24 protein-coding genes and 1 pseudogene are annotated in these 22,967 nt (G+C 67.2%); 16 read left to right on the top strand and 9 right to left on the bottom strand.

Translation table 11 applies throughout. The annotated features are described in order from the left end of the window. Positions 1–185: 185 nt before the first annotated feature. The 6 genes and pseudogenes from ACZ4O3_RS41020 to ACZ4O3_RS40995 form a co-directional block, all read left to right on the top strand. Positions 186–329: pseudogene (locus tag ACZ4O3_RS41020) on the top strand (IS110 family transposase); the annotation flags it as partial. 301 nt (positions 330–630) lie between these two features. Continuing rightward, positions 631–1,353 (top strand): SNIPE associated domain-containing protein, encoded by a 723-nt coding sequence (locus tag ACZ4O3_RS41015; RefSeq protein ID WP_467727426.1) that lies wholly within the window; start codon positions 631–633, stop codon positions 1,351–1,353. A 265-nt stretch (positions 1,354–1,618) separates the two neighbouring features. Further along, positions 1,619–2,857, top strand: coding sequence for an IS256 family transposase (locus ACZ4O3_RS41010; protein WP_467727425.1), 1,239 nt, complete (start codon positions 1,619–1,621; stop codon positions 2,855–2,857). 736 nt (positions 2,858–3,593) lie between these two features. Beyond that, entirely contained in the window at positions 3,594–3,974 is a 381-nt protein-coding gene (locus ACZ4O3_RS41005) for a helix-turn-helix domain-containing protein (RefSeq protein ID WP_467727423.1), read from the top strand. Continuing rightward, positions 3,974–5,527 carry a helix-turn-helix transcriptional regulator gene (locus ACZ4O3_RS41000; protein WP_467727421.1) on the top strand — a complete coding sequence of 518 codons (1,554 nt, stop codon included), beginning with the start codon at positions 3,974–3,976 and terminating at the stop codon, positions 5,525–5,527. The genes ACZ4O3_RS41005 and ACZ4O3_RS41000 overlap by 1 nt, the downstream gene beginning before the upstream one ends. Position 5,528: 1 nt before the next feature. Next, positions 5,529–6,101, top strand: coding sequence for a transcriptional regulator (locus tag ACZ4O3_RS40995; protein WP_467727419.1), 573 nt, complete (start codon positions 5,529–5,531; stop codon positions 6,099–6,101). A gap of 149 nt (positions 6,102–6,250) precedes the next feature. On the opposite strand, the gene ACZ4O3_RS40990 is transcribed toward ACZ4O3_RS40995, so the two are convergent. Continuing rightward, a complete protein-coding gene (locus ACZ4O3_RS40990; RefSeq protein ID WP_467727417.1) occupies positions 6,251–6,904 on the bottom strand; it encodes a helix-turn-helix transcriptional regulator in 654 nt (217 codons plus the stop codon). Positions 6,905–7,184: 280 nt separating this feature from the next. Between ACZ4O3_RS40990 and ACZ4O3_RS40985 the strand changes: the two genes are divergently transcribed. Next, positions 7,185–7,637 carry a MarR family winged helix-turn-helix transcriptional regulator gene (locus ACZ4O3_RS40985; protein ID WP_467727415.1) on the top strand — a complete coding sequence of 151 codons (453 nt, stop codon included), beginning with the start codon at positions 7,185–7,187 and terminating at the stop codon, positions 7,635–7,637. Positions 7,638–8,411: 774 nt separating this feature from the next. Continuing rightward, the gene (locus tag ACZ4O3_RS40980; RefSeq protein WP_467727414.1) at positions 8,412–8,882 is read left to right on the top strand and encodes a DUF5959 family protein; all 471 of its coding nucleotides are present in this window, start codon (positions 8,412–8,414) and stop codon (positions 8,880–8,882) included. A 526-nt stretch (positions 8,883–9,408) separates the two neighbouring features. Here the strand turns inward: ACZ4O3_RS40980 and ACZ4O3_RS40975 are convergent. Further along, a complete protein-coding gene (locus ACZ4O3_RS40975) occupies positions 9,409–10,254 on the bottom strand; it encodes a nuclear transport factor 2 family protein (RefSeq protein WP_467727412.1) in 846 nt (281 codons plus the stop codon). A 52-nt stretch (positions 10,255–10,306) separates the two neighbouring features. Further along, positions 10,307–10,885 (bottom strand): NADPH-dependent FMN reductase, encoded by a 579-nt coding sequence (locus ACZ4O3_RS40970; protein WP_467727410.1) that lies wholly within the window; start codon positions 10,883–10,885, stop codon positions 10,307–10,309. Positions 10,886–11,092: 207 nt separating this feature from the next. On the opposite strand from ACZ4O3_RS40970, the gene sigJ reads away from it, so the two are divergent. Together sigJ and ACZ4O3_RS40960 are read left to right on the top strand one after the other, a co-directional pair. Continuing rightward, complete coding sequence (sigJ, locus tag ACZ4O3_RS40965) at positions 11,093–12,025, top strand: RNA polymerase sigma factor SigJ (protein ID WP_467727408.1); 933 nt, start codon at positions 11,093–11,095, stop codon at positions 12,023–12,025. 125 nt (positions 12,026–12,150) lie between these two features. Continuing rightward, complete coding sequence (locus tag ACZ4O3_RS40960) at positions 12,151–12,603, top strand: VOC family protein (RefSeq protein ID WP_467727407.1); 453 nt, start codon at positions 12,151–12,153, stop codon at positions 12,601–12,603. Positions 12,604–12,614: 11 nt separating this feature from the next. Here the strand turns inward: ACZ4O3_RS40960 and ACZ4O3_RS40955 are convergent, their stop codons facing one another. From ACZ4O3_RS40955 to ACZ4O3_RS40940, 4 genes are all read right to left on the bottom strand, one after another. After that, positions 12,615–13,217: a DJ-1/PfpI family protein gene (locus ACZ4O3_RS40955; RefSeq protein WP_467727405.1), complete on the bottom strand. Its 603-nt coding sequence runs from the start codon at positions 13,215–13,217 to the stop codon at positions 12,615–12,617. A 364-nt stretch (positions 13,218–13,581) separates the two neighbouring features. Then, a complete protein-coding gene (locus ACZ4O3_RS40950; RefSeq protein WP_467727404.1) occupies positions 13,582–14,097 on the bottom strand; it encodes a PP2C family protein-serine/threonine phosphatase in 516 nt (171 codons plus the stop codon). Then, positions 14,094–14,267, bottom strand: coding sequence for a hypothetical protein (locus ACZ4O3_RS40945; RefSeq protein ID WP_467727403.1), 174 nt, complete (start codon positions 14,265–14,267; stop codon positions 14,094–14,096). Before ACZ4O3_RS40945 ends, ACZ4O3_RS40950 begins: the two co-directional genes overlap by 4 nt. After that, complete coding sequence (locus tag ACZ4O3_RS40940; RefSeq protein WP_467727401.1) at positions 14,261–15,319, bottom strand: PP2C family protein-serine/threonine phosphatase; 1,059 nt, start codon at positions 15,317–15,319, stop codon at positions 14,261–14,263. The genes ACZ4O3_RS40945 and ACZ4O3_RS40940 overlap by 7 nt, the downstream gene beginning before the upstream one ends. A 327-nt stretch (positions 15,320–15,646) precedes the next feature. On the opposite strand from ACZ4O3_RS40940, the gene ACZ4O3_RS40935 reads away from it, so the two are divergent. Then, positions 15,647–15,979, top strand: coding sequence for an ANTAR domain-containing protein (locus ACZ4O3_RS40935; RefSeq protein WP_467727399.1), 333 nt, complete (start codon positions 15,647–15,649; stop codon positions 15,977–15,979). A 129-nt stretch (positions 15,980–16,108) separates the two neighbouring features. Here the strand turns inward: ACZ4O3_RS40935 and ACZ4O3_RS40930 are convergent, their stop codons facing one another. Continuing rightward, entirely contained in the window at positions 16,109–17,398 is a 1,290-nt protein-coding gene (locus ACZ4O3_RS40930) for a GAF domain-containing protein (protein WP_467727397.1), read from the bottom strand. A 410-nt stretch (positions 17,399–17,808) separates the two neighbouring features. Here ACZ4O3_RS40930 and ACZ4O3_RS40925 point away from each other — a divergent pair, with 410 nt between their 5' ends. The 3 genes from ACZ4O3_RS40925 to ACZ4O3_RS40915 all read left to right on the top strand — a co-directional run bounded on the left by ACZ4O3_RS40925 (position 17,809) and on the right by ACZ4O3_RS40915 (position 20,648). After that, positions 17,809–18,336: a WxL domain-containing protein gene (locus tag ACZ4O3_RS40925; protein WP_467727395.1), complete on the top strand. Its 528-nt coding sequence runs from the start codon at positions 17,809–17,811 to the stop codon at positions 18,334–18,336. A 50-nt stretch (positions 18,337–18,386) separates the two neighbouring features. Then, a complete protein-coding gene (locus ACZ4O3_RS40920; protein ID WP_467727393.1) occupies positions 18,387–19,397 on the top strand; it encodes a COG1470 family protein in 1,011 nt (336 codons plus the stop codon). A gap of 456 nt (positions 19,398–19,853) precedes the next feature. Further along, positions 19,854–20,648: an IS5 family transposase gene (locus ACZ4O3_RS40915; RefSeq protein ID WP_467727391.1), complete on the top strand. Its 795-nt coding sequence runs from the start codon at positions 19,854–19,856 to the stop codon at positions 20,646–20,648. Here the strand turns inward: ACZ4O3_RS40915 and ACZ4O3_RS40910 are convergent. Next, positions 20,596–21,117: a hypothetical protein gene (locus ACZ4O3_RS40910; RefSeq protein WP_362720247.1), complete on the bottom strand. Its 522-nt coding sequence runs from the start codon at positions 21,115–21,117 to the stop codon at positions 20,596–20,598. The two genes, ACZ4O3_RS40915 and ACZ4O3_RS40910, sit on opposite strands and share 53 nt — an antisense overlap. Positions 21,118–21,247: 130 nt before the next feature. On the opposite strand from ACZ4O3_RS40910, the gene ACZ4O3_RS40905 reads away from it, so the two are divergent. Then, on the top strand, positions 21,248–21,835 hold the full coding sequence (locus tag ACZ4O3_RS40905) for a hypothetical protein (protein WP_467727389.1): 588 nt from the start codon (positions 21,248–21,250) through the stop codon (positions 21,833–21,835). A gap of 262 nt (positions 21,836–22,097) precedes the next feature. After that, positions 22,098–22,712, top strand: coding sequence for a hypothetical protein (locus ACZ4O3_RS40900; protein ID WP_467727387.1), 615 nt, complete (start codon positions 22,098–22,100; stop codon positions 22,710–22,712). The last annotated feature ends 255 nt before the right edge of the window (positions 22,713–22,967 follow it).

Raw genomic sequence — 22,967 nt, 5'->3', positions numbered from 1 at the left:
GACCTAGGTGCTGGTCATGGCGGAGCGGAGCCACGGGGTTGAGTACGGCGCACGCACGGATCGCCGGTGTTCTCTACGAAGGTGATCAACGACGACACCCAGAACCTGACCCTCATCGAGACGGCACGCGAACGGGCGGGGCAAGTGGGGGACGCGCACACTCGCGAAGGCCGAGGGCCTGGAGGATTGGACGCCGGGCGGACGAGAACGACCGACTCAACAATGTCGGCTGTCTCTGGTCATTCGCCGCGATCAATGCTTCTCCGGGTGCAAGCACCCACCACCGTCGGCGACGCGAACATGGGGATTGGCACGCGCGTGCTCCCCGCGTGTGTCCCTCCTCTCTGACCGCAGGTCCCTGACGCCTTGACTCCGTGCGATGTCTTCAGGGTGGCTGTCTGTCTGTTTGGTCATGGTTGTGTGCCCTGGGGGGCAGGGTTGGATGTGGTTGGTGGCTGTTGTCGTGGGCGGTGTTTAGGGTCGGGGGCGGCTGCCGAATTTGGGCCGGATTCCCCTGTGTGATGGGTGGGTTGATCCGCGCGGAAGCTCAACGGCTGCCCCGATAGCCGGTGTTGGGGAGTCTGGGCTCGGACGGCAGCTACGTAGTCCCCAGGATCACCGCCGAACCGCGTGAGAGAGGCCAGGTTGTCAACCACAAGAGGATGGGGCCTCGGACGGTCGGCTGTTCCCGCCGCCCGTCTCGGTCTGTTCGGCGGGCGGTGGCGCTCGCAAGCCGACGGGATCGATCAGCTGCGGGCCTGGATCGCCAGCACGCAGGGTCTGGACGCGGTTGGGGTTGTCGACGCCTTGCGCCGTACGCGCGAGGAAGCGCAGGCGACGTGGGAACAGCTCGGGATCTACGCCTTCCGGTATCAACTGGAGGACGCCGCCGCCTACCGTACGCGCCTGGACTCCCTGCGAATCGAGATCGAGGACCTGGCCCGCGCCGGCCTTGCCGTGTCATCCGCACAAGACTGGACGGTCAACGGGCCGGAGCACGAAGCGCGCAAGACGGCTCGGAACTTCTCGAAGTTGGTGCTCAGGGCATACAACGCCGAGGCGGACCACGCCGTGCGGACCATGAAACCGCACCGTCTCGCCTCGCACGTCGACCGGCTCTGCAAGAGCAGGCAGACCATCGCGAGGCTCGGCGCGTCCAAGCACATCTGCATCTCCGACGCCTACCATGACGCCCGTGTGCGAGAGCTGTACCTGACAGCGGACTTCCTGCAGAAGAAGCAGGAGGAGGAGATCCAGCAGGAGGACAGGGCTCGTGAGTACCAGGAGGCCGTCGTGCAAGGAGACACGGACCGCGAGTGGGAGAAGCCGCAGCTGGAACAGGGCCAGTACTAGGGTCCGTTTTCAAAGCCGGGATTCCCTGGCGTGACCTGACTGAACGCCATGGCTCATGGCAGACGGTCCTCGCACGCTCCCCCCGCTACGCCTGGACGGTGTGTGCCCCCGGACACCCCGGCACGGCCGCTGGTTGCGTCCAGGGAAGTGGTGTACGGGTTCGACCTGATCCGGGGGTTTGCTCCGGCATCGGGATGAGGCCCGCATAGACGAACGGCCACCGGCTGATCTTCGAAGTGTCGAAGCCTCGAAGGAGATCAGCACGATGACCGCACCAGACAGTCTGCCCCTGCACGCCCTCGCGGAGGACAATCTCGCCGCGGCGAGTCCCGATCTGCTGCGCGCGATGGTCAAGACGTTCGCCGACGCGCTCATGTCCGCGGAGGCCGACGCCCTCTGCAACGCAGAGTACGGGCAGGTCAGCGACGAACGCGTCAACTACCGCAACGGCTACCGCCCACGCGAGTGGGACACGAGGGCCGGCACCGTCGAGCTCGCCGTCCCCAAGCTGCGCCAGGGCAGTTACTTCCCACACTGGCTCCTCGAACGGCGCCGGCGGGCCGAGCAGGCCCTCATCTCGGTGGTGGCCACCGCCTACCTGCTGGGCGTCTCCACCCGCAGGGTCGAGAAACTCGCCGAGTCCCTCGGGGTCACCCAGCTGTCGAAGTCCCAGGTCAGCGCGATGGCCAAGCACCTGGACGAGCAGGTCACCGCGTTCCGCAACCGGCCGTTGGACGCCGGGCCGTACGCCTTCGTCTGGGTCGACGCGCTGACCCAGAAGGTCCGCGAGGGCGGCCGCATCATCAACGTCCACGCCCTGGTCGCGGTCGGCGTCAACGCCGACGGACACCGTGAGATCCTCGGCATCGACGTCGCCACCGCCGAGGACGGCGCCGGCTGGCTCGCCTTCCTGCGCTCGCTGACCGCCCGCGGCCTGTCCGGCGTCCAACTGGTCATCTCCGACGCCCACACGGGCCTGGTGAACGCGATCGGCGCGGTCCTTCCCGGCGCCTCCTGGCAGCGATGCCGCACGCATTACGCCCGAAATTTGCTGAGCCAGGTCCCGAAATCGGCCCAGCCGTGGGTGGCCACCCTGCTGCGCACGGTCTTCGAACAGCCCGACACCGACGCCGTCCAAGCCCAGATGCGGCACGTGCTGGACGCACTGGAGGCCAAGTTCCCCAAGGCAGCAGCCCACTTGGACGCCGCCCAGCACGACCTGCTGGCCTTCACCGCCTTCCCGCGTGAGATCTGGCGGCAGATCTGGTCGAACAATCCACAGGAACGACTGAACAAGGAGATCCGCCGCCGCACCGACGTGGTCGGCATCTTCCCCGACCGCACCGCCCTGATCCGCCTGGTCGGCGCGGTCCTGGCCGAGCAGAACGACGAATGGACCGAAGCCCGCCGCTACATGGGCCGCGAACTCCTCGCCAAGGCCCGCCTCCACCCGATCGAGTCAGAAACCGACAAGACCGACCTGCCCACCGAACTCACCGCATAGCCTCAAAACGAGATCACCGAGTGGCCGTCGATACACCACTCCAGTGGACGTGACCCGGCCGCTTCCGGCGAGACCTGACCACTGATACACCGGTTCAAGTCCCAGATCACTGGGTTGCCCGGCTTCGACCACGTCTGCTTCGACTCGACCGAAGGTGACTTCACGTCGCTGGAACCATCGGGTTCCGCACTGCCCGGGCGGGACTCCCATGAAACCGCCGTTGCCCCAGTACACGTTGGTCTGGTAGGTGCCGCAGGAGCACACTTCCAGCCGCCAGACGGGCACCGATGACGCGGAGGCCGAACCGGCCAGACCCACGCTCAGAACGCCTGCGAGCACACCAACCACCGCGGTCGCACGCGTCCGCTTCTGAGTCTCGACTTCACGGGTTGTCTGAATCCTCACCAGGAGCTGGCGACAGCCGTCGACCGGCATTGGTCGGATGTCATTGGCCGGGTTCCATTCGAGGATGAGGCCGACTGCTCGATGACGCCGCCCAGGGGCCCTCGGGGGAGTCCTGAGGCGGAGCCGGCACCGTCCCCGGTCAAACAGGAGTCCAGTCCCGAATTGTCCCGCGGGTGCATTCCGAGGGGGAATCGGCGGCCTTGAGGGTCACTGAGGGCGGTTTCACGGCAGCACCGCGCCCTCCGACCGGGACCAGGCGCGGCGCTCGTGCCGCACGTCGGCTCTCTCGGGCTGCGCCTGGCCGTCTGTGCGGGTTCGGGCGAGGGTGACTATGAGGGCTTGTTCCGCATCAGAAATGCGAAATAAGAATAGTAGATGGGTTATGCGTGATAGATTCCGTGTTATGGGAGTGGGTGTTGAGGAGCGGGTCAGGTCGGCGGTGGCCGCGCTTTTGTTTGCGACGGGTGAGTCGCAGTCCGTGCTCGGTGCTGTGCTGGGGGTGAGTCAGGCTCAGGTGAGTCGTCGGCAGCGTGGCGCCGCGGCGTGGACTCTCGCGGATTGCGAGGCGGTCGCCGCGCATTACGGCATCGACGTCCTGGACCTTATGGCGGGACCCAGCCAGGCTACCGAGGCGCTGCCGACCCCACGCCGCCGCGCCATGAGCCGTCAGGCCGGCATCCGACGTTCTGCGGCTGCCGGGGGAGGCGTGTGATGACGGACTTCGATGCGATCGACGCGCTTCTTGCCGGTGCGGGAAAAGAGGTGGCCTTGCCGCCGGCAGGACAACGGCGCGCCCTGCGTGAGGAGCTGAGCCTCTCGCGTGCTCAGCTTGCTCAAGCCTTGGGGGTGAGTCCTTCCACCGTGGGGGGTTGGGAGGCGGGGCGGGATCCGAGTGGCGATACGAGGGTGAAGTACGCGTACTTTCTTGAGGGAGCCGCGGCCAAGCTGGCTGCCGAAGCAGCCGGGCAGAGCCCTGCCAGCGAGTCCGGAGCTGCGCTGACCGCGGATACCGAGCCGGTGGCGGCTCTGGACGTGGGCTCGGACGTGCTCGCGGTGCCGCAGCCGTGTGTGCTGTGCGGGCAGCCGGCTCGCCACCAGATCGAGGGGTTTCCTCAACACCTGGACCCCACCGAGTGCACCACCGTGCCGCCGTCCGCGCCCACCACCGTGCAGACGCCGCCCGGGCCTGTGGCCGTTCCGGCAGTTGTAGAGCCCGGTGGGGGCCGTACCGGCAGGGCCCGCCAGGAACCGCGCGGTATGAAGGTCGTCGCGGTCGGGCGTCGGGTGGGACCCGCCGACGCTCCAGATCCGCTCGCGGCACGTATCTCGTCGGCGGTCGCGGCCGCGCTCGCCGAGCACGGCGGGGACTTCACGGCGGCGACGGCGGCCCTGGTGAAGCGCGCGATCCCGGACGCGATGGCCCTGCTCGACCAGTCCCGCAAGGGCGGCCGCTACGACGTGGTCGCGCACCCGTGGCTGCCGGACGTGCTGCGAAAGCAGTCGGCGCGGGGCGCGGACCAGGTGTGGGAGGCCCGCCCGAAGTGGACCCGCCCCGAACTCCCGGCCGGCGCCCACGAGGTGACCGCGCTCGACGTCAACGGCGCATATCTGTCGGCGCTCAAGACACACCTGCCGCTCGGACAACTGGAGCACTCCACCGACGGTCGGCACGACCGGCGCCGCGCCGGCATCCACCTGGTCACGCCGTCCGACTGGAACCACGACGAGGTGCTGCCCAACCCGATCGGCAGCAGGGACGAGCCCGGCCCGCTGTGGGTGACCGAACCGACCCTGCGCCTGCTGCTGCGGATCTCGGGCCCGAAGTACGGATTGTGCGACCCGCCTGTAATCCACGAATCGTGGACGTCAGGGGCCACCGAGGGCCTGCTGGAAAAGTTCCGGGTCACGCTGAAAGACGCCCGTGACCGGGCCATCGCCGCCGACGACGAAGTGACCCTGGAGTACATCAAGGCCATGTACTCCAAGCTGATCTCGACCATGGGGGAGTCGAACTACAACCGTGAGCTGTACCGCACCGACTGGATGCACTTGATCCGCTCCCAGGCGTTCGCGAACCTGTGGTGGAAGGCGCACCGCGCCTACGACGAAGGCCTCATGGTCGTCCGAGCCATGGGCACCGACGAACTCCACATCATCGGCGACTGGCGCGCTATCTTCCCTGAAGGGCGCGGTGTGACCGAGGTGAAGGTCAAGGATGTCTACACCGTCGGCGACGCCGCCCCCATGACTCCGGAAGAGGCCTGACATGCCTGAGCGCAACATCGACTTCGGCAAGTACGGCGCACGAGGCATCAAGGGACACGAAGCCGTCGCGCGCCAACTCGATGCCCTCGCGGGGTACATCGCCACCCCGGTCACCGCACGCCGGGGACTGCTCGCCCGCCTGCACTACCTCACCCGCACCGACCACGCCCGCAAGGCTGCCCGGGCCGCCGGCCTCACCGTCACAGACCGCACCATCCGGGCCTGGCTCGTCGGCACCCGCCAGCCCTCCCGGCAGAACCTGGAGCGAATCGAGCGGGCTTACCGCACCGTGCGGCGGGCGAACGTCGCACGCCACCTGCTCGCCCGGCTCAACCGCGACGGACGCGGCACCCGTGTGGAGTTCCACCCGCTCAACCAGTCACAGGTCTCTCGGCCGCGCCAGCGGCCCGTGGAATTCCGGACGTTGAACGTCCGGCACTGGGACCGGATCGTGGCCGCGTGGGCCGCCGCCGACGACCAGGAACTCGACAGTGCCTGGATCGACCAGGTCGCCGACCTCGGCTCCCAGTGGGGCCAGTACGAGTACGTCACGAACATCGGATTCGCGGCCTGATAACGGTGGAGAGTTAGCTGCCCGGTTTCCGTTCGTGGCGGTGGCCGAGGCGACGGAGCCGGTCAGCCGCCTCTTGCGGACGATGTCGTACGCCTTGTTCGCATGAAGTCGCACGAGTTGGTGCCGGCTGGGTGGACGTCATGTTCTCATCACAGGAGACCGTTCTGTATGGCGTAGGCCACGGCATGCACCCTGTTGCGTAGATCGCATCTCGTTATCACCTGATGGATAATGTATTTGACGGTCCTTTCCGAATAGTGCAGCGCTGCCGCAATTTCCGAGGTATTGAATCCGGATGCGAGCTGTCGAAGTACTGCGGCTTCCCGAACCGTAAGAGTGGTGGGCGTGACGTCTTCGTCGGTCTCTTGGTCCACCCCCTGCCGATCCCGGATTTGTTCGAGCAGACGGCCCACCAGGGGCTGCGGCATCGAAGCTCCACCTTGGGCTACCGCGTTGACCACGGTCGCGATGTCCGCAAGCCTGACCTGTTGTCGAGGTACGAAAGCGGCAAGACCGAGTTCGACGGCGCGGGAGAGCTGACTCGGAGTGGGACTGTTTGCGACCAGCACTAGTCGGGGAAGCTGACCAGCCGATTGCCGGGCGTAGCACCCCACTCGGGTGAACATTTTGTCCGTGATCTCTGTGGCGATGATGAGCAGAATATCCGGACGCTCTATCGTATCTGGTGTGAGCACGTCCACGCCGGCATCAGCCGTCAGATGGGCAGTGACACCTTCCTCGGTCAGTGAGTCGTCTGCCAGTACGATCACCCGTGCCGGGCGCGGCGGACTGGATCCGCTCATCGAGTACACCTTTCCAAGTTCGCAATTTTCTCGTTGCGGAAATATGTCCGTCGAGAAGGCAAAAAAGGGGGGGACGATTCTCGGGCGGACGCGGAAAACCTCTGCCGGCGCAGGTCGAGCCGCGTTGCAAGCGACAGTGCGGGCTCGCATGCGCAGTCTTGCGAGGGGCCGCAGCAGGGTGAGGCGGCCGGCAGCACGCAGGAGTACACCGCCCTGTCCCGTGGTTCCGGCAGCATTGAAGCCACCTTCAATATAGAAGCTGGCTGCTATAGTGTCAAATGTGGATGATGATGACAGGGGAATGATCAATAAGCTGCCCCAGCCGGTGGAGTTCGGTCTCACGTTGAAGCGGGCCATGCACCTGTTCACGATGCGGGCCGATGAAGCACTGAAGCCAATCGACCTCAACCTCGGCCTGTGGTCTGTGCTGCGCGAGATGTACCGCATGCCGGGAGCCTCGGCATCCGAGCTGGCCAGGGCTTCGTTCCATGCGCCTCAGACCCTGGGATCGTTGCTGCACAGACTCGAATCGCTGGGATTGGTGACGCGTACCACAGGGCGCGGCCGGATCATCGAAAACCACCTGACAGAAGCGGGTCAAGAGGCACTCAAGCAGGCAAACGTGACCGTCGAATGCATCATCGTCGACGCCTTGAACGTGTTCACCGAGACCGACCGGGAGACGTTCGAGCGGTTGGCCACCAGTCTCGTGACTGCCTTGGCTGTCCCATGAACGTTCTGCCCCTGATCCGGCCCTCGAGATCAAGTCCCCGGCAGGCATCTGGTGCGTTCGGCCCGCTCGTCGAGGAGTCACCCGTCGGCGCCTGGTGAACATGCCGCCCGGCGCCCTCCGCGCGAGCGATCTTGAGCGAGAGGCAGTGACCGGCCGCTCAGTCTCACGAGCGCGGCCACTGCTCGCGGGTTCAGGGGCCGGCCCGAACCGGCAAGCAGCCTGTGCGATCCTGCTCGTCCCTCCGACACCGCGACCCTGCGCAACGACCACGGCCGCTTCATCGACGAGGTCTCGTAGGGCTACCACCGCAGCGGCCACCGGCACTGACCGCGCAAGCGGGTGCCGGCCGCCCCGGACCGGTACCTGGCGGCCGGCGGTGCGCCTGTCCTCGGCGTGCAGCCGGCCGCCGTCCTCTGGCCGCCTTCCCCTGTATGGCCCGTCACCCGATTTCAGTGGGGGTGACGGGCCAGACCCGTACTCGCTAGTGCTCTGACCGGGAAGGGTTGGCGATTGGGGCAGTTGGATGGGCGGTGACGTCCGTTCCGACCGCTGGAGGCGTGAGTGGCCGAGCCTGTGCGGGTGCGCGGACTGACCGACCAGGAGGGGCAGAAGCTGCAGCAGATCGTGCGCCGGGGCAGTACCAGCTCGGATCGCCGAGACCCTGCTGCACACCGCCCCTGGACACGTGACTCCCAAGCCTGGGCCTGACTGTTTCGTTCGTCCGGCGATAGGAAACGATGCAGTCCACGCCGGCGCACGAAAGCGAGTAACTCAATGACGGAACCTGCTCCGATCGATCTGATCCACCTTGCCGATCCGGATGGGAACCGCTGTATTGTGCGCGTCACAGGACGGTCCCAGCCGGGCGTGCTGACCGGCCACGACATTCTGCACGCGGGCGTGCTCGTCTCTGCGAGTTTCGTCGATGCCCGGCTCGACCTTTACCTCTTCCAGCATGACCTGGACTCCTGGGAGCAGGAGCTGTCCGACCTGGGACCAGGCAAAACGGTCAGCATCGGCGGGGTCCGCGGCCTGAGCCTCGACATCCACGTGCACGAAGACGGCTGGCTGTCGGTCCAGGTCAGCGACCCGGACCGCCTTACGGCAGCCCTGGGAACCCGCCCCCAGGAAGACTGGATCGCCGAGCATCGCGGGCGCCTGGAACACGTCCGACTGACCTGGCCCCGCGAAGTCATCGAGACGGCACCAGGAGCTTACGAGTGGAGCCCCAAGCGCAAACGGTGACCACCTGATCCCAGCAACCGACATTGCGCTTTCAAGTTCAGTAGCCGAGAGACTGCTTCACTTCCGTGGATCACGTGAACTCCGGGATCCACGGTCCCGGATGGCTCGGTCAGGGCAGCTCTACCCCGCCAGTGTCGCCGTCTGCTTCAGTGCGGCCGGGACTCCGTGATCTGCCGTCAGCCGGGACTGGCCGGAATCGTCGCCGGGGTCGTCGCCGGGGTCGGTGACCCGGAGGTGGTCGGGACCGCGTCCCGAGTGCGGTAGGGAGCGGCGTCGGTGTCGGTGCCTGCACGGTCGCCGCAGGTGGCGACTGTCCAAGATCAAGATAGGGGCGAGCGCCGCCGTGATACCTCCGGCCAGGTCTCCCGGTGGCGGTGGTAGTTGCTGCAACTGCCCTGCCGTGGCATTTCGGGTGATCGGAAGTCGCCAGAGGACGTAACCCACGGCGCAGCCGATCCCGACGAGTGGACCTGGAGCCGGTCCTCGCCGCTCAACCTCTCGGTGACGAGTCCTGCGCGGAATGCGACTATCCGTGATCCGCGACGGATCCACCAGGACTCCCGGCGAGTGGCGTCGAGTCCAGATAACGAATCTCATACGCGCGTTCAGCGAAGCGCCAGCCGTCTGGGGTGCGCTGGTAGCGATCGTGGTAGATCGCGTGATTGAGGTGCGAGGCGCCACCACGAATCCGGATGACTTCGGAGAGATAGGCGCGGCCGGTCGCGGTGTCTCCTGAGAGCGAGATGACCCCGGGGTGGGTCGTCTGGGCGAAGACCTCGAAGCTGGCCTCACGTTGCTGCCCGAGACCCCGAATGCCGTCGCGTCCGGCGGCTTCGATGCCGGCGTCCGGAATTCGGACAACGCCATCTGGCATGAAGAGTGAGGCAAGTCGATCGTGGTCATTCATCATCGCCGCGTCCGTGAACTCCGCGCGGAGCGCCTCGATTTCGACGCGGTCCCTCAGTTCGTCCGGTTCACTCATCACCGCCTCACTCACGAGACGGCAGCCGACGGCGGTGCGATCGTCGCGTGTGGCGACCATGTCGACGACGATCCTGCCGCGATGTTGCTCGCCGAGCGCCATGGCGACTGCGTCTGTCACTGCGGCGACGAGCCGGGCCGCGATCTGCGGCCCGTCGGCCCGCGTGAGCGCCTTTTCTCGGATGGCGAGCGTCACGGTCGGCGCTAACTCATGGCCCGCGACCCCGCCGACGGCCCAGCGGCCGACCGCGAGTCCCGCGAGCTGTACGACCACGAGGTTGCGAGCCCACTCTCCGTAGACGGAGGTGACCGCGTCCGTGAGTCGGGCGATGAGGTCGTTCTCGTGCCCGGTGATCTGAGGCTCGAGAGCGTGGACGGTGAGATGAGGCATGATCGATCCTCTCCTTTCTGGTCTCAATCGGTTGTCCCTCAGGGGAGGCAGCTCAGGCGATGGACGCCGCGTGGGCACTTCGCACGGGCTCGAGTGCCGCGGTCCAGGCGACGACACGGTCGAGCAGTTCCTCCAGCGAACGCGCCCTGGACTCACTCGGAGTGAACACTGTGAAGTTCTCGAAGTCCGTGGCCAGGTGAAGGGAGACCTGGGACGGCACGTCCGCGAGCCCGAGCAGACCGCAGATCTGCCGCAACTGGGCCGCGGACCCGGCGCCGCCCACGACGCCGTAAGCGACGATCCCGGCGGCCTTGTTCGCCCAGCCGGCGTAGACGAAGTCGATGGCGTTCTTGAGTGCGCCGGGGAGCTGGGTGTTGTACTCCGGCGTGACGAACACGAATCCGTCGAGCCTATCGATCGTGCGCACCCAGGCTTGCGCCTCGGGGCCTCCGGTTCCGCCCATGGCGGGTGGAACCGGCTGGTCGAAGAGCGGAAGCCGGAACTCGGCGAGATCGACGAGCTCGAACTCGGCGTCGGACCTTCGCGCAGCGACTTCGTGGACCCACCCGGCGACCTGCGTGCCGAGCCGTCCCGGACGCGTACTGCCGATGATGATGCCGATCTTGGTCATGATGCGTTCTCCTGTCGCGAATCGGAGCGAACCATGGGCACGCGGTCGCCGCTGTGGTCGACCGCTGTGCCAACGCCCACACCGACGCGGTAGTGGCCTCGATCGTCAGGAGACGGGCCGCCGTGGTCGCCCGCTGACGTTTGCGGGTCCTGATCCGTCGTATCTCGCAGGAGGATTCATACGTGGCGAGCGAAAGGCACTGACCGAATGGACATCACAGGCGGAAACGAAGACGCTCCGGCGCGCCTTGCAGACGAGCCGCCCACGGCGGAGCGGCGCAACCTCGCCAATATCGCCTACCGGCTGCTCGGCTCGCTGACCGAGGCGGAGGATGCCGTCCAGGAGGCGTACACCCGTTGGTTCGCGCAACCTGTCGAGCGCCGGGCCGCTATCGCGAATCCCGCAGCCTGGCTGACCACTGTCGTGAGCCGGATCTGCATGGACCAGCTCCGTTCGGCGCGGATGCGCCGCGAGCGGTACGTTGGCGAGTGGATTCCAGAGCCACTGCCGGCGCGGGCCGAGTGGAGCGCGCTCTCCCACGGATCGACGGCGAGAGATCCCGCCGACGACATCACGTTGGACGAGTCCGTTGAGATGGCGTTCCTGGTCGTGCTCGACTCGATGACGCCGGCCGAGCGTGTCGCCTTCATGCTGCACGATGTGTTCCGGGTGCCGTTCCACGAGGTCGCAGAGATCGTCGGCCGCACGCCGGGTGCCTGCCGCGAGCTCGCCTCGTCGGGTCGTCGACGAGTGGCTGCTGCCCGTACCCGCGGTGCACGGGCGCGGCGGCGTTCTGCCATCGTCGGTGAGTTCCGGCAGGCGTGGCAGGCCAAGGACGTTGATGCCCTGGTACGACTCCTCGACCCGTCGGTCGTCGCCATCGCCGACGGTGGTGGTCGCGCGATGGCCTCGCCGGTGCCGGTCCAGGGCCACCTTCGGGTTGCGGAGTTGCTGGTACACCTGGCGGGTCTCGCGGGCCGACTCGACCTCCTTGAGCGGACCGTCAATGGCCAACCGGGCCTCGTCGCGGTGAACGGCAGTGAGGTGCTTACCGTGTACGCGTTCGACATCGACGAGTCCCACATCCGACGTATCTGGGCGATTCGAAACCCGGACAAGCTGCAGTCATGGGGCAGCTGAGGCGCGCGTCGGCCTCGAGCCTGACAACTCCCGCTGCAAGGCCGTCGATCGACTGGTCGGGCCGTCGGCGCGCTTTGATGCCGTGCTCGAACCGGCCGCGCCCAGATCTCAGAAAGGAAGCACCGATGTCGTTCAACTCCCACACCCTGCACCTGACCGCTCGCGGCACGGACGAGGCATCCGCCTGGTACCAACAAGCCTTCGGAGCCACGGAGCTCACCAGGCTGGTGGTACCCGGCGGCCGGCTGATCCACGTCCAGGTCCGCATCGGGACGCTCACCCTGATGCTGGCCGACGAGTTCCCCGAGATGGAGTCTTTCGGGCCGCAGCACTTCGGTGGCACCTACGGTGCCATCTACCTGCATGTCGACGATGTCGATGGCACCTGGCAGCGGGCCGTCGATGCCGGGGCCACCGTGATTCGCCCGTTGAGCGACACCTTCTGGGGCGAGCGAGAAGGCCAGCTGCTCGACCCCTTCGGTCATCGGTGGGGGCTCACGCAGCATCTCCGCGACGTCCCGCTCGCCGAACTCCAGGAGCTCACGACCGAAGCATTCTCCGGCCCTACCGCGGGCTGAACGGGGTCAGGTCACACCGGTGGCTGCGGATCGTACTGAATACCGCGGCGCACCTGGCGCGCGCGTTCCGGAGAGGACAGCCGGGCGACGAGGTGGAGAGCCATGTCGATGCCGGCCGAGACCCCTGCGGAGGTGACCACGTCACCGTCATCGACGAACCTCTCGTCGGCCCGCACGTCGATGGTCGGGTCGAGTTCCTTGAGTCGGTCCAAGGCGCCCCAATGGGTGGTGGCCGGACGCCCGGTCAGCAGGCCGGCTGCGGCGAAGACCAGCGAGCCGGTGCACACGCTCGTCATGAGCGGAACCGACCGGCGCTGGCGGCGTACCCACTCCAGGTGCTGGCTGTCGTTGAGCTGAGGCCGGGTTCCCCGGCCGCCGGGATGCAGCAGGACGTCCAGCGCGGGCAGGTCGTCCATCGAGTAGTGCGATCCGACCGTGAGTCCCTTCGAGCAGCTCACGGGCTTGCCGTCGGCGGAGAAGCAGAACGCCGCCCACTTGTCCTCGGGGAAGACCCGCGTCCAGTAGGCCAGGACCTCCCAGGGGCCGACCGCATCCAACTCCTCGACATCGGGGAACAACAGGATCCCGATCTGCCGCACGTCTTCGTTGCTCATACAGTGATCCAAGCAGGCTCGATCTCGCGCAGCCACGAGGTTTCCGCCTGGCCCTCAAGCTGCCCTCGCCCAGCACGTCACCGACGCGTCAGAACGTTCCCACCAGGGCATACGCCAGTCGTTGAACTCCAACCCCAGGTAACCTCTGGGACTTCTCCCGGGGAAGTGCGCGGCCCGGATGCGGCGTTCGGCCCGGCGGCGATCGCGGTCCTCGCACTCGGCCATCAGCAGTTCAGAGCCGATGATCTTCACTGAAGTCATCCGTCCACGACCAGCACGAGCATCTCGTGCCCCGCGCACACCAGACCCATGACCTGCAACTTCACGATGCACACCACTCGTTACTCAGATGCGGAGCGGTTTCTCAGCCGGCGAGGCGGGCGGCCAGCAGGGCCACGTCGTCGTAGAAGGTGCCGTCGGGCTCGGAAAGCAGGGCGTTGCACAGTTCGTCGAGCGGCTGCGTCGCATGGCGGGCGGCGATCCGTTGGGTCCGGTTCATGCCGTCGTCGAGGCCGTGGTCGCGGCTCTCGATGAGGCCGTCGGTGTGCAGCAGCAGGGTCGACCCAGGCGGGAGCGTGTGCTGGTGGTCGGGGCGGGGCAGGGCGGTGTCGACCCCGAGGGGATGGCCGACGGAGCCGGTGTGCAGGTAGCGGGCCTGGTGATTGCCGGTGGCTACAAGGGGTGGCAGGTACCCGGCGCTGGCCCACCGCATCGGGCGGCTGCCGTCATCGGCCGGGGGCTCAGGCGGGCGGCCAGTACGGTGGCCATGGGGCCGCCGTGGGAGACGGCGCAGGACGTCGTCGAGACGGCTGAGGATCCGGCTGGGGGGTTCCTGCTCGTCGAAGGCGATCACGCGCAGGACGTTGCTGATCTGACTCATGAGGGTGGCGGCCTCGATGCCGTATCCCCGGAGGTGATCAGTTCGGTGAACTCGCCGGCCTCGTCCAGCACTCCGATGGCGGCGTAGCGGGCGTCGATGAGTTTGCGGGCCGAGTCCACGATGGTGTGCAGCACCACATCAAGGTCCAGGGAGCTGCTGATGGTCAGCACCGCATCCAGCAGGGAGCGCATCCGGCCGTGGGCGCGTGCAACCTGATGCAGGCTCTCCTGGAGCCGGTCCAGCTGCTCGTTGCCCACGGTCGGCGGCAGTTCCAGCCGGTGCTTGTCAGGGATGGTGGGGATGCCTGTTCATGAGCCGCCGTACCTCCTCGCCCTCCGTCTGTCCGGGGCGAGTACCCGCGCATGTTCTCGATCCTGTGGTTCCTCGCTGCGGGGGTACGGTTTCGGACCCGCAGCCTGTGGGTGCAAGTCCCCCGGCCCTGATGGCAGCCGGCCCTGCCCGGCTCGCCAGTGACCGCGGCGGCCTCAAGGCCGTGGCCGATGACATCGCCGACGGCCAGCGCCAGCCGGTCTGGGGGGATGTCAACGACGTCGTACCAGTCGCCGGACACGTTCAGCGAGCCGACCGCCGGCAGGTAGCGCACCACGACATCGCGGTGGTGGGCCAGGTCGGGTGCGTGCAGCATGGCCTCCTGCAGCGTGACGGCGACCTCGCGTTCCCGGGTGTGGGCCTGACGCAGCTCCTCGTTCAGCCGCTGCAGCTCCCGCGCTCGCGCATACAGCTCCGCCTCCAGCGACTGGGTCGTTTCCAGGCTTTCACCGACGCGGATCCCGGTGGGGTGAGCGGCCTGGTGGGCTTTGACGAACGCGGTGACGTCCTCCACCCGGTGGATGATCCACACCACCCGCCCGTCCGGCCCCAGAACCGGCGTGTTCACCGGGGACCACCAGCGTTCCTCGAACACCCCGGGCCGGTGAGGGACAGGAATGTCGTACTTCTGCAGCGCCATCGTGTCGCCCCTGCGCGTGGCCAGTACCCGGTGCAGCGAGGCGTTCAGGTTCCATACTCCGTCAGCATCCGGATCATCGGGGTTGTCGGGGAACACCTGGAAGATGTGCTGGCCCACCAGGTCCTCCCGCGTACGCCCCGTCGCCTCCGCGTAGGCGCGGTTGACTTCCACGATCATCAGATCCGGGCCCAGCACCAGATACGGGCTGGGCGTGGCAGCGAAGAGCACCGCGTGATCAACCTTCGCTGCCATCTCGCCGCTCCTCGTACCGCTACCGCTCGTGCCACTTGGCCTTTCAACCCAAGGTTCCACTTGCCGCGCCCGCCCGCCCGTGCATCACCCGCCTGGGCGCCTGCGCCACTCCCGGCCGGTGTGCGCCGCCTGCAAGCCAAGGCGAAGGCCTCGCGTGGCGAGGGCATCGGTAATGAGACGCAGGTCTATGAGATGCCCGCGAAGAGGACCGCGGCTAAGATCCAAGCGGCGGAGGGCCTGAGCGGGCCGGCCGGGGATGGTGTGCCATGGGGGCGAGGAACCGGGGCACGATGGAGTTAGTGCTGCCCCCGACTTCCAGGAGAATTCATGGCGTCTGTGGGTGATCGCTTCTCTCCCGCTGATCAGGCCGCGGCTGACAAGATCGCCCGGCTCAGCGAGGAGAACGCGCAGATGCAGCAGGCGGTCGCCTCGCACGCGGTGATAGATCAGGCACTCGGCGTGCTGGCTGCGGTGTGGCAGGTGCCGCCCCCCGACGGCTGGGGGATGCTGCTGGAGGTGTCCCAGTCGCTGAACATCAAGCTGCATACTGTGGCGGCGGAGGTCGTGGACTGGCCGCTGGGACGGCCGATGTCGCAGACGGTCGCCCGGGAACTGGACGTCCGCGTGGATCGCTGGCGGCATTCGTGGTCGGGGGGCTGACGTCCCCTCTGTGCCTGCTCCTCTGCCCTGAACCCTGGTGAGACCCGAGCGGACGTCTTCCTCGACGGTCGGAGTGGCTGCGTCTCCCCCAACCATGACGGCTCCGGCACGATCAGCTGCCGTCCTCTTTCACCTGCGGGCTCGCGGGCTGCGTGGTGCCGGGGGCGTGCTGAAGACGGTGGACTTGATGTCGCCGATTACCGCGTCCAGGCGCGAGGTTACGTCCATCACCGCTGTCTGGTGATCGGCCCGAAGCGCGGTGGCCAGACCGTTGAGTGTCATGGTGATGGAGAAGATCTCTTTGATGGTGCGGCCGCGCAACTCGGCGCCGATGCGTTCGCGGTCCGCGATCCGGTGCATCTCTTCCTGATCGGTCCGCTGAGCGGCGAGTTGCAGGGCGAGAGCAGCCTGACCCGCGAACAGGGTCAGCATGGAAAGCTCGTCCTGGTCGAAATGTGGGCCGCCCTGTGCGCGGGCCACGAAGAGAGCGCCTGTGGTGAGGCGGCCCTCGGCCAGCGGTGCGATCATCACCGGACCCATCTGGACCTGCCCGGTCTCGCCGGGTACGCCTCCGGGCAGACCGGCGGCCATGTTGTCACTGATCAGGGGCGCCCCTTCACGGTAGACCCGGCCGCACAGCGAGCCCTCGACGGACAGCCGCACGCCAGCCAGACCAGCCGAGTGAGGTCCGGTCAGCTCGCTCACCGTGAGCTCGGATCCGCCGGGAAGGGGCAGCGCGAGCGCGGCGACGTCCGCTTGCGCTACCCGGCAGGCCCGCTCGGCGACCAGACGCAGCACCTGATCCGGATCCTGTCCCTGCAGCAGTGCCGTGGTGATCTCCGCGTGCGCCTGCTCCCAGGCATGGCGCCGCTCAGCCTGCTCATGCAGTCGGCTCTGCTCGTCGCGGGCGGACCTCAACTGCTCGTTGAGTCGCTGCAGTTCCTGGGCGCGCGTGTAGAGCTCGGCTTCCAGCTCCTCGGTATGGCCCGAGCTGCCCGCTGCATCGCGGGCGCGGACGAACGCAGTGATCTCCTCCACTCGGTGGAGCACCAGCACAACCTGCCCATCGGCATCCAGGACAGGCAAATTGACCGGGCTCCAGTAGCGTTCCTCGAACGCCCCCGGCGGACCTGCCACCGGGATGTCGTACTTCTGCACCGCCATCGTGTCCCGCTCCCCGGTGGCCAGAACCCGGCTCAGGGAAGCACCAAGGTTACGCGTCCCGTCCGCGTGAGGATCACCGGGATTGTCGGGGAACGCGTCGAACAGATACTGGCCGATCAGGTCCGCGCGCATCCGCCCGGTGGCCTCCAGATACGCCGGGTTCGCCTCGACGATCACCAAGTCCGTGGTCAGCACCAGGCACGGGCTGGGGACTGCCGCGAACACAGCTCTGAAGTCGATGCCCGGCCTGTTCATGAACGCTCCCACTGAGAACAGCCGTTCGCCATTGCAGCCGAGTTCAGTCTAGAGACGCGATCATTCCGAAGCCAGAACGAGACGAATCAGCTTCCCTCCCTGCCCGCGACCAACCGCAAGCGGTGAAACCGCCCGCTCGAGACGCGACGCAAGGACCGAGAGGCCGCTTGGCATGCGCGGATCAGGAACGGACGGCTCGCTTTGGGGGGTCAAGTCAACGCCTGGTCGAAACTGCCGTGCCTCGGGCACTGATTCGAGGGTGCGCGGGCTGCGGTGTGCCTATTGATCCGGTCGGTTAGCTGTGATCGTGTCGGATCGGGGACCGCTTCGGGGTGGCGGCGCATGCCGTCACCATGCCAGTGATCATGAAGCGAGGCGCTGGTGCGTCTCCCTCTGAGAGGAAGAAGAGAATGCGTCGTAGCGTTCCCTTGTCGGTGATGCTGTCCACCCTGGCAGTTCTGGCCTGCCCCACGTCAGCCTCCGCCGAAGACACTCCGGTGACGCTGGAAGTGACCGGCGGCGGACTTGGCATCACGGTGCCGGCGGGACCGGTCGACCTGGGTTCAACCAGTGTGAGCTCCAGCCCGCAGACGGTCACCAACCAGCTGGGCAACGTCACTGTGACGGACCAGCGCAGCGGCACCGCCGGCTGGACCGTCACGGCACAGGCCGTGGACTTCATCGGTCCCAACAACACGACCATCTCGGTCTCCGCACCGAACTCCAGCACGTATCACGCTCCCCAGGCGAGCGTGATCGGGACCGCCACCGTGACCCCGAGCGACCTGCGCCCCCTGTACCCGCCGGGCCCCGTGCAGGTCGCCACCCAGGTCGCGGGTAGCAACTCGGCCAGCTGGAACCCGACGATCTCGATCACGGTACCCGCGAACGCGCTCGCGGGTACCTACACCTCGACCATCACGCATTCCGTGGCGTGACGTAGCACGAGCCGAGGATTCTTCTGGTGCACAAGTACATTCCGGCTGGAGTGCTGTGCCTGCTGGCGCTGGCCGGGGCCATCAGCGGCCCTCCGTCCGCGATCGCGGCCCCCCGTGCCGTGGCGGCGGGGGGCGCCGACGGCTACGGCAGCTTCTCCGTGCGGCTTCTCGATGTTCCCGCAGACTTGGTCAACGACACACGCGCACGGCAGTACGTCATCGACAACCTGCGCCCCGGCACCACCATCCGCCGACGCGTGGAGGTGGCGAATACCTCCGCCGAACCGGCGCGCGTGACGCTGTATCCCAGCTCCGCGAAGATCAAGCACGGGTCGTTCATCGGAACGTTCGGAAGACACCGGAACGAACTGACCTCCTGGACTTCGCTGGACAGACCGCGGCTCACGGTGCCGCCCCACTCCACAGCCCGCACGTCCGTGACCATCCACGTGCCCAGGGACGCGGCCCCCGGCGAGAGATACGGCGTCGTCTGGGCACAGATGTCCGGAGGCCACGGCCCCGGTGTCACCCTGGTCAACCGCGCCGGCATCCGGCTGTATCTCTCCGTCGGCGGCCACAATCCACCACCGACCAGATTCAGCGTCGACACAATGACCGCCGAACGTGACCCGGCAGGCCACGCGATCGTCAAGGCACAGGTCCACAACACCGGCGGCCGCGCCCTGGACCTTGACGGCACCCTCCACCTGACCAAGGTACAAGGGAGCATCAGCGCCGGCCCCTACCCCGTAGCGCTTGGCACCACCCTTGCACCCGGCCAGTCAGAACCCGTCACAGTCCTGGTGACTGACCAAGTCGCCAACGGCCCCTGGAAAGCGACACTCCACCTCACGAGCGGCCTGTACGAGGAAACCTACAGAGCCCGCATCACCTTCCCCCACCAGTCCGGCCAAGGCCGACCAGCCCGCGCGCAGGCCGTGGCTGACAGCGGTAGTTCCACGGCCCTCTACGTAGGCGCGGCAGGGCTGCTCCTCGGTGGTGCGATCCTGCCCCTCACCATGATGCTGCGCCGCCGGAAGACAGCGTCACAGCGCACGTGAGCAACGCATACCCACCCCCGCTACTTTGCGGCCGGTGTCTGAGCCAGGGCCCACGGAACGAGTCGTTGATCCCCTGGGCGTCATCGCCCTGATGACCAGGAGGCTCACCCGCCGCAGGGTCCGTCCTGCCCAACAGCGCGACGTTATCCCGTACTACCTGGCGCAGACAGCCTGCCCTGCTCACTTAGAAGCCGTATCTCAACCGATCATGGAACGTGCGTGTCGAACAGGTTTCCCGTCGGGGTGATCTTCCCGTTGTGCGCGCATGAAGACAGGGCCTCTCGGTAGCTCGGGGATGCGAATCTGACCGAGCAGTGCCGGGAGGCCCTGGTGTCGTTGTTGTACGCGTCCGAACCCGTTCAGTTCAACTCGGCTGCTCCATCGTGTGATTGCCTCGCGCACGTGTACGGCAACGCGGCCGACCATCCTGACCGGGAACGCCGGTATCCCTCGGACATGACGGACGCGGAGTGGGCGGCCGTCCGGCCCTTGCTGCCGGTGCCGGCCTGGCTGAAGGGCCGGGGCGGGCAGCCCGAGGGCTACTGCCACCGCCAACTGCTGGACGCGATCCGCTACCTGGTCGCGGGCGGGATCTCGTGGCGGGCGATGCCCGCGGACTTCCCCGGCTGGGGCCGGGTTTACGCCTTCTTCCGCCGTTGGCGCGAGCACGGGCTCATCACGGAGTTCCACGACCGGCTGCGCGGTCGGGTGCGTGAGCGGGAGGGCCGTGAGGCCGAGCCGACGGCCGGGATCATCGACGCGCAGTCGGTGAAGGCCGCGGCCTCGGTGCCGTCCGTCTCACGCGGCTACGACGGCGGGAAGAAAGTGGGCGGCCGCAAGCGGCATATCGTGACCGACTGCCTCGGCCTGCTGCTGGTCGTCGCGGTCACCGCCGCGAACATCGGCGACCGGGACGCCGCCACGGGCCTGCTGCAGCGGCTGCGCCGCCTGCACCGCGACATCACTCTCATGTGGGCCGACGGCGGCTACACCGGCTCCCTCGTCGACTGGTGCCGGGACAAACTCGCCCTGACCTTGGAGATCGTCAAGCGAACCGACGACATGACAGGGTTCGTGGTGCTGCCCAGGCGGTGGGTGGCAGAGCGCACGTTCGCGTGGCTGATGCATTCGCGCCGGCTGGCCCGGGACTACGAGACGCTGCCGGCCAGCAGCGAGGCGATGATCCGGTGGTCGATGGTCACGCGGATGAGCCGGCGTCTGACGCGGCCACGGGCCGCCGGCCGACGCTGAACGCCCCCGACGTCTCCAGGAGGAGCCACCCGCGCTCCGCCAGACGCCTGGCCTTCGAGCGCACCCCCTCGACCTTCGCCGACGTCGTCTCCAAGCCCAGCCGAGCCGTGATCTCCCTGGCCTTGAGCGGTCCCTGGCCCGCAGGCTGCCGCTCGTCGAACACGCCCAGAATCCGCTGGTAGTCCGGCGCCAGCACCGTCACCGGCAAGCCTTCACGCCAAGGCGGCACAATCGAACCCGGCACCGGCGCGGGCGCGGTTTCCGCCTCCGCCCCGGTCACGGCGGTGGTCTCGGCAGCCGAGGCTGCCAGGGCCTCGACCAGTTCCTCCCGTGCGATCACCCGCCGGTCCAGCTCGATCTCCGCGGCCTCCAACGCCCCAGCCAGCCGCGCGACTTCCTCCCGCAGTCCTTCCACCCGCACCCGGGCCGCTGTCTCCCGCTCCTCCAGCATTCCCAGCACCGACGCCATCGTGCACCCCTCGATCACGGAGCCGAAACAAGACGCCGCATGCCTCCCTCACTCCGAGCTAGACCATGCCTGACCAGCGAAAATCAAGCGATCACGTTCGGTTGAGATACGGCTTCTGAGTCTCCCGTACGTGTCACGTCTTCTCGACGCCCTCGAAGACCAGCTGCTGATCGGACGCGACGGCAGGACTGTCACCTCGGTCAACTGGCAGGAGCTTCTGCGCACCAGAGCAAGCCACCTCGACCTCATGAAGCAGACCAGCCCGCACGCCATGCTGGCGCCCAACGGGCTGCAACCAGTCCTGGAGCAGCTGGTGGAGCGACAAGGCTTCATCGCAGGAGGCAGGGTGCTGGTCACCGGCTCCTACGCCGCCCGCCCTGTCGCTCCCGTCGCTGTCGGCGGTCAGCTCATGCTCTACGTGACGCCCGGACCGGATTCCATCCGCACTGTGGTCAGAGAGCTCCATCTGCTCCCGGTACCAGAGGCCGCCGATGTTCTGCTGCTCCAGGCTCCGGATCCCGGCGTGCTGCAGCGCCCGAGGCGGTACGACCGCTACTTCCAGGTCGGTTTGAGTCAGCTTGTACTGGACTGTCTCTCCGGTCCGGGCCGTATGCCGGCAGAAGGGGAGAAGGTCCTCGAGTTCATGGAGGAAGAGCGCTTGTGGCGGGTAGACGGTCTTTCTCTCCTTTCCCGGGACGAACCGCACGGACTGTTCTAGGATCTCGCCACCGATCAAGGGGGCGCGATGTCGCAAGCACCTGCAGGTGCGGACCTGGATGAACTCAATGTGGCGGCCCGCAAGGTCCTGCTGGACGCTCTCACCGCGCTCAAAGACCATCGGGACGCGTTGACGGTGGTGGGAGCGCAGGCGGTCTATCTGCGTACCCAGGAGGCAGAGATCCGTAGCGCTGCCTACACCTCCGACGGGGACATCAGCATCGACCCCTCAGCTCGGCGACCAGCCCCTGCTGGAGCAGGCCATGCGCGAGGCGGGCTTCTCACTTCGCGAAAACCAGTCCGGCCTGTGGGAGCGCCCTGAGAAGATCGGCGATGCCACCGTGCCTGTCGAGGTCGACCTTCTCGTCCCCCACCAGCTGGCACCGGTGCCGAACAACAAACGCCGTACCGAGCTGCGGCCCCACAATGAATGGGCCACCAAGAAGGTGCCCGGTCTCGAGGTCGCTGCCGTCGACCGTTCCGTGATGACTCTCCGCAGCCTCACGCCGGGGGACAACCGCGAGGTCGACGCCTACGTCGCCGGACCGGCCGCCCTCCTTGTCGCGAAGGCCTTCAAGCTCGATGAGCGGATCACCGAAGCCGAGGCGAAAAACCGAACCGACCGGCTGTCCAACAAGGATGCCGGTGCGTCTACCGCATCATGGCCGTCGTTCCCCACGAAGAGACAGCCGAGATCTTTCGCGCGCTTCAGTCCAACACCCGCGTCGGTGACGTTGCCGCCAACGGTCTGCTCCGTCTGCGAAAGCTGTTCGGCGGAGCCACCACCCCAGGCACAGAACTCGCCGTCCAAGCCCTTGCTCAAGACGTTCCAGAACGCCGAATCCGTGCTCTCGCTCCTTTCTACGTCGACGCACTGAGCAACTAACCAACCACCGGGCCGCGGCTTTACTCAGTGGCCGCGCGGGTGGACGAACACCGTCTCCCTCCCGAGAGACATGGCACGCAAGACCACATCGGCGGCCGCCGCAGCGGGAATGCCCGGCCCCCTGCCCGTGTTGTGACGGACGTGGTTGTGGAGGGGACAGTGTCCCCGGGCCTCACCTATTGCCTATGAGGAAGATCGTTCGGCTGATGGCTCATGGAGCCTTTCGCCGCGTAGGCGACCGCCCTTC

The sequence above is a fragment of the Streptomyces sp. NPDC026515 genome (assembly GCF_055567595.1).
This window is presented reverse-complemented; position numbering and strand designations above follow the sequence as displayed.